This is a genomic window from Brevundimonas sp. Root1423 (genome assembly GCF_001426805.1).
Window position 1 is genome coordinate 1 of record NZ_LMFL01000072.1, and the last position, 5,861, is coordinate 5,861.

Below are 5,861 nucleotides of genomic sequence, written 5' to 3' on the forward strand. Positions count from 1 at the left end.
GCGATGACGATGCCGTCGAAGCCGATCTTGATCTCGACGATGTCGGTCACGCCGTTGGTGCGGCACAGCTCGAACTCCGACGCCTTCATCGGGCGCGAGGCGTTGGCGATGTCAGGGGTGTTGGGGCCGACGCCCTGACAGAGTCGAAGCCGATCTTGATCTCGACGATGTCGGTCACGCCGTTGGTGCGGCACAGCTCGAACTCCGACGCCTTCATCGGGCGCGAGGCGTTGGCGATGTCAGGGGTGTTGGGGCCGACGCCCTGRCAGAARGCCTGGATGCCGCCGCCGGTGCCCAGCGATTCGACGCGCGGCGCGGCGCCGCCCGAGGTGCGGGCGAAATTCTCKGCCACGCGGGTGGCGAAGGGGAAGACRGTCGAGGAGCCGGCGGCCCAGATGCCGGCGCGGGCGGTCTGGTCGCCCGCGGACTGGTCGTTGCTGCAGGCGCCGAGGGCGAGCAGGGCGATCGTCGAGGCGGCGGCGAGAAGGGTGCGGGTCATCGTCAGTCTCCGGACAAAGGCGGTGTCGAGCCGCTTGGAGCACAGGTTTGTGACGGTCGGGTGGATGCTAACGTGACGGTTCGGCGACGGGAGACGCCCGCGTCGGCGAGGCCGGACCGGTCGCGCCGCGGGCGGGAATGCGCCAGTCGTCGACGACATAACCCTCTTCCGCCAGACAGGTGGTCATCGCGGTCTTGATCTCGCGCTCCTTGTTGGCGCGCTGGACGTACGACACGCCGACGATCGCCAGCGGGGCGAAGACCACCAGGCCGATGGCCAGTCCGGCCCCCGCGGCCGCACCGGCCATCATCCCGGCCCCGGAGGCCGCAGAGGCCCCCGTGGCGAGGGCGGCCGCGCCGCCGATGGCCATGCCGCCCGCCGCCGAGCCGCCGCGGCCCGAGCGGAAGCTGTCCCGGCGGCCCGCCGCGACCTCGGCGCTGCAGACGTTGAAGGCCGTCTCGAAGGCCGCCTGATCCGCCGGGGCGATCGCCATCACCGGCGAGAAGCCGCGCGGGTGGGAGGCGCAGCCGGTCAGGCTGGCGGCCGCGACCACTGCGACGATACGTGTGGATGCCTTCATTGTCCCCTCCCCAGTGGATGACAGGAGAATACCCAGATCACGAACAATGTCGAACCCGGTTATATGTGGATGGCGTGCCCCAGGGCCCGGAGCGACGCTTCGTGGAAGGCCTCGCCGAGGGTCGGGTGGACGTGGATCACGCCCGCGACATCCTCCAGCACCGCGCCCATCTCCAGCATCTGGGCGAAGCTGTTGGACATTTCGGCGACGTGCTGGCCGACGGCCTGGACGCCGAGCAGGCGGTGGTCGCCCTTCGACGCCAGCACGCGGACGAAGCCGCCGTCCTCGCCCGCCTCGATGGCCAGGGCGCGGCCGATGGCGGCGAGGGGGAAGACGGCGGTGATGACGTCGTCGCGGCCCTCGACGTCCAGCGGACCGAGGCCGGCGGATACGATCTCGGGCTCGGTGAAACAGACGGCGGCGATGGTCACGGGGTCGAAGCGGCGGTCATGGCCGGCGATGATCTCGGCGACGACCTCGCCCTGGGCCGAGCCCTTGTGGGCCAGCATGGGTTCGCCGGTCAGGTCGCCGACAGCCCAGACGTTCTTCATCGAGGTGGCGCAGCGGTCGTCGATCTTCACGAACGGGCCGGCCATGGCGACGCCCATGTTCTCCAGACCCCAGCCCTGGGTGCGTGGACGGCGGCCGACGGTGACGAGGACCTTGTCGGCCTTGAGCTGGATAGCGGCGCCGTCCCTGGTGGTGACGTTGAGCTGGCCCTTTTCGAACGAGCCGGCCCTGGCGCCGAGATGCAGTTCGACGCCGTGCTTCTCCAGCCATTTGGCGACCGGATCGGTCAGGGCCTTGTCGTAGAGCGGCAGCAGGCGGTCGGCCATTTCGACGATGGCGACCTCGGCCCCCAGCTTGCGGAAGGCGATGCCCAGCTCCAGCCCGATATAGCCGCCGCCGACCACGACCAGCTTGTTCGGCACCGCCGAAAGGGACAGGGCCTCGGTCGAGGAGATGACGTCGCCGCCGAATTTCAGGAACGGCAGTTCGACCGGCTCCGAGCCGGTGGCGAGGATGACGTGTTCAGCGCTGATGACGATGTCGCCCTCGGCGGTATTCACCGTGCAGGTCTTGGCGTCGGAGAAGGTCGCCCAGCCCTTGATGACCTTGACCTTCGACTTCTTCAGCAGGGCGGCGACGCCGGCGTTCAGCTTTTTGACGATGCCGTCCTTCCACGCCACCGTCTGCGACAGGTCGATGGCGGGTTTGGCGGCGGTGATGCCCAGSGTGCCGCCGTCGGCGGCCTTGGACACCGTCTCAAATTTCGAGGCGGCGTGGATGATGGCCTTGGAGGGGATGCAGCCGACGTTGAGGCAGGTGCCGCCGAGGCCGTCTCCGCCGTCCACCAGCACKGTGTCGAGSCCCAGCTGGCCGCAGCGGATGCCSGCGACATARCCGCCGGTGCCGGCGCCGATGATCAGGACCTTGGTTTTGATGGATTCAGCCATGGTKCTCAGTTCATCCAGAGGGTCGCGGGGTGCTCCAGCAGGCCCTTGATGCGCTGKACGAAGACCGCCGCGTCGTGGCCGTCGACRATGCGGTGATCGAAGCTGGAGGACAGGTTGTCGCGGGGTGCTCCAGCAGGCCCTTGATGCGCTGKACGAAGACCGCCGCGTCGTGGCCGTCGACRATGCGGTGATCGAAGCTGGAGGACAGGTTCATCATCTTGCGCACGACCATCTGGCCGTCCTTGACCACCACGCGTTCGGCGATCTTGTTGGGGCCGACGATGGCCACCTCGGGGTGGTTGATGATCGGGGTGTGGACGACGCCGCCGAGGGTGCCCAGCGAGGTGATGGTGATGGTCGAGCCGCTGAGTTCATCGCGTTTGGCCGAGCCGTCCTTGGCCGCGCCCGAGACGCGGGCGATTTCCAGGGCGGTGTCCCAGGGATCGCGCGCCTCGGCGTTGCGGACCACTGGGACCATCAGGCCGTTCGGGGTCTGAGCGGCGATGCCCAGATGGACGGCGTTGTGGGTGGTCAGGACGCCGGCCTCGTCGTCGTAGTGCGAGTTGATGGTCGGCTGGTCGCGCAGGGCCACGACGATGGCGCGGGCGATGAAGGGCAGGACGTTSAGCTTGGGCTGGTCCTTCTTCTTCGTCGCGTTCAGGTGGGCGCGGAGTTCCTCGATCTCCTCCACATAGGTGATGTGGGGGATGCGGCGGACGCTCTCGGCCATCTTCTCCGCGATCTTGCGGCGCAGGCCGATGATGCGGGTTTCGGTGGTTCCTTCGGCCCTGGCGTAGGTCGAGGATGCCGATGCTCCGGGTGCGGACGATCCGCGACCGCCCGAGGCGACATAGCCGTCGAGGTCGGAATGTTCGATGCGGCCGGCGGGGCCCGAGCCGGGCACGAACTGGAGCTCGATCCCGAGATCGCGGGCGCGGTTGCGCACGGCGGGCGAGGCCAGCGGGCGCTGGCCGGCGGCGCGGGTGGTGAAGGCTTCGGCGACGGCCTTCACGGGCGCTGTCGTCGAAGTCTTCGAAGCCGTCTTCGAAGTCTCCGCCTTCACAGGCGCAGGCGTAGCCGAAATCTCGGTCGCTTTCGCGGGGGCCGGCGCGCGCGCGGACGCCTGATTGCCCTTGCCCTCGACATTGAACGACACCAGCGGGCCGCCGACGGCGAGTTGCTGGCCCGCTTCGCCATGCAGGGCGACCACGGTCCCGGCGACCGGCGAGGTCAGTTCGACCGTAGCCTTGTCCGTCATGACCTCGGCCAGCAACTGGTCCTCGGCGACGGTGTCGCCGACCTTGACGTGCCAGCCGACCAGCTCGGCCTCGGCCGTGCCTTCGCCCACGTCGGGCAGTTTGAAGACGAAGTTGCCGCCGGCGGCGGCCGGGGCGACCGGCGCGGCCTCAACCTTGGGCGCTTCAGCTTTCGGAGCGGGAGCCGGTTCAGCCTTGGCAGGAGCCGGGGCGGCCTCGGCCGACGCATTTCCCGCGCCCTCGACCTCGAACTCCACCAGCGGCGAGCCCACGGCCAGCTGCTGGCCGGGTTCGCCGTGGGCGGCCAGGACCTTGCCGGCGACCGGCGAGGTCAGTTCGACCGTGGCCTTGTCGGTCATGATGTCGGCGATGATCTGGTCCTCGGCGACGGTGTCGCCGACCGTGACGTGCCAGGCGACCAGTTCGGCCTCGGCGGTGCCTTCGCCCACGTCGGGCAGTTTGAAGACGTAGCGGCCCATCCTAGCGCCCTCCGGTCATGACTTACCAGTTCGGCCTCGGCGGTGCCTTCGCCCACGTCGGGCAGTTTGAAGACGTAGCGGCCCATCCTAGCGCCCTCCGGTCATGACGGCCTTCAGGGCCAGGGCGACCCGCTCGGGTCCCGGGAAATATTCCCACTCGAAGGCGTGCGGATAGGGGGTGTCCCAGCCGGTCACCCGCGCGATCGGCGCCTCCAGATGATAGAAGCAGCGCTCCTGCACCAGGGCCGACAGCTCGCCGCCGAAGCCCGAGGTTTTCGGGGCCTCGTGGACGATGACGCAGCGGCCCGTCTTCTTCACGCTGGCCTCGATGGTCTCGATGTCCAGCGGCACGAGGGTGCGCAGGTCGATGACCTCGGCGTCGACGCCGGCGTGTTCGGCGCCCGCGAGGCTGACCCAGACCATGGTGCCGTAGCAGAGGATGGTGACGTCGGCGCCCTCGCGCATGATGCGCGCCTTGCCGATCGGCTCGACGTATTTGCCGGTCGGGACCTGGGCCAGCTCCTGGGCCTTCCACGGCGAGACCGGCTTCTGGTGCCAGCCGTCGAAGGGCCCATTGTAGAGGCGTTTGGGCTCGAAGAAGATGACCGGATCGTCGTCCTCGATGGCCGCGGTCAGCAGGCCCTTGGCGTCATAGGGGTTGGACGGGATGACGACCTTCAGCCCCGCGATGTGGGTGAACAGGCTCTCGGGGCTCTGTGAGTGCGTCTGGCCGCCGAAGATGCCCCCGCCGTAGGGCGAGCGCACGGTGATCGGGCTGGTGAACTGGCCGCCCGAGCGGTAGCGCAGCTTGGCACCGATGGCGGCGGCGACGATGCCGCATTCGCTGATCGGGGCGTCGAAGCTGCGGGTGAGGCCGTGCTTCTTCTGCAGATGGTCGGTGACGCGGAAGACGCCGCCGAAATAGCCGGCGTCCTCGCCGAAGCTGAGGACGTTCGGATCCTCGGTCATCTTGATGTCGATGGCCGAGTTCAGGGCCTGGATCATGTTCATCGGCTGGACGCCGTTACCGGGCGCCTCCGACTTCGGGGCGTGGTTCTGGTCGACCATGTCCGGCTCGATGCCGTCCTGGCGGTCTGCGTCGGTGAAGGTGGTTTGCTCGCTCATGATCAGACCCCCACCTCGCGGCGCTGTTCGGTGATGCGCCAGTCCTCGGTGGCATAGACCTCTTCGAACCGATCAGACCCCCACCTCGCGGCGCTGTTCGGTGATGCGCCAGTCCTCGGTGGCATAGACCTCTTCGAACATGGTCTTCACCGAGGGGCGCGACTGGCCGAGCGTGCCGATGGCCTCGGACTCCTTGCCGGCGGCGCGGACCTGTTCGACGGCCTCGGCCTCGGCGGCCGTCTGCTGGTCGTCGGACCATTCGCCGAGGGCGATGAGGTGCTGCTTCAGGCGGGCGATCGGGTCGCCGAGCGGCCATTTGTCGTGCTCGTCGGCGGGGCGGTAGCGGCTGGGGTCGTCCGAGGTCGAGTGCGGGGCGCCGCGGTAGGTGAACAGCTCGATGACGGTCGCGCCCTGGTTCGAGCGGGCGCGTTCCTCGGCCCACTGGGTCGCGGCCCAGACGGCCAG

At 68.8% G+C, this 5,861-nt stretch carries 6 protein-coding genes and 2 pseudogenes; all 8 read right to left on the bottom strand.

Features of this window, described 5'->3' with window-relative positions; genetic code table 11:
* Window positions 1-89, bottom strand: an 89-nt coding sequence (locus ASD25_RS33455; RefSeq protein ID WP_369816699.1) for a hypothetical protein, incomplete at its 3' end; no start/stop codon positions are given.
* Window positions 90-136: 47 nt separating this feature from the next.
* Window positions 137-499 (bottom strand): annotated as a pseudogene (locus ASD25_RS27410) (substrate-binding domain-containing protein); the annotation flags it as partial.
* Window positions 500-566: 67 nt separating this feature from the next.
* Window positions 567-1,079, bottom strand: coding sequence for a hypothetical protein (locus ASD25_RS27415; RefSeq protein WP_156376889.1), 513 nt, complete (start codon window positions 1,077-1,079; stop codon window positions 567-569).
* A gap of 59 nt (window positions 1,080-1,138) precedes the next feature.
* Complete coding sequence (gene lpdA, locus ASD25_RS27420) at window positions 1,139-2,536, bottom strand: dihydrolipoyl dehydrogenase (RefSeq protein ID WP_055827387.1); 1,398 nt, start codon at window positions 2,534-2,536, stop codon at window positions 1,139-1,141.
* A 5-nt stretch (window positions 2,537-2,541) separates the two neighbouring features.
* Window positions 2,542-2,649: a 2-oxo acid dehydrogenase subunit E2 gene (locus ASD25_RS33460; RefSeq protein ID WP_200943745.1), complete on the bottom strand. Its 108-nt coding sequence runs from the start codon at window positions 2,647-2,649 to the stop codon at window positions 2,542-2,544.
* A gap of 14 nt (window positions 2,650-2,663) precedes the next feature.
* Window positions 2,664-4,271 (bottom strand): annotated as a pseudogene (locus ASD25_RS27425) (2-oxo acid dehydrogenase subunit E2); the annotation flags it as partial.
* 87 nt (window positions 4,272-4,358) lie between these two features.
* Window positions 4,359-5,339: an alpha-ketoacid dehydrogenase subunit beta gene (locus tag ASD25_RS27430; RefSeq protein ID WP_369816700.1), complete on the bottom strand. Its 981-nt coding sequence runs from the start codon at window positions 5,337-5,339 to the stop codon at window positions 4,359-4,361.
* A gap of 129 nt (window positions 5,340-5,468) precedes the next feature.
* Window positions 5,469-5,861: thiamine pyrophosphate-dependent enzyme (locus ASD25_RS27435; RefSeq protein ID WP_235562907.1), on the bottom strand; the 393-nt coding region annotated here is incomplete at its 5' end.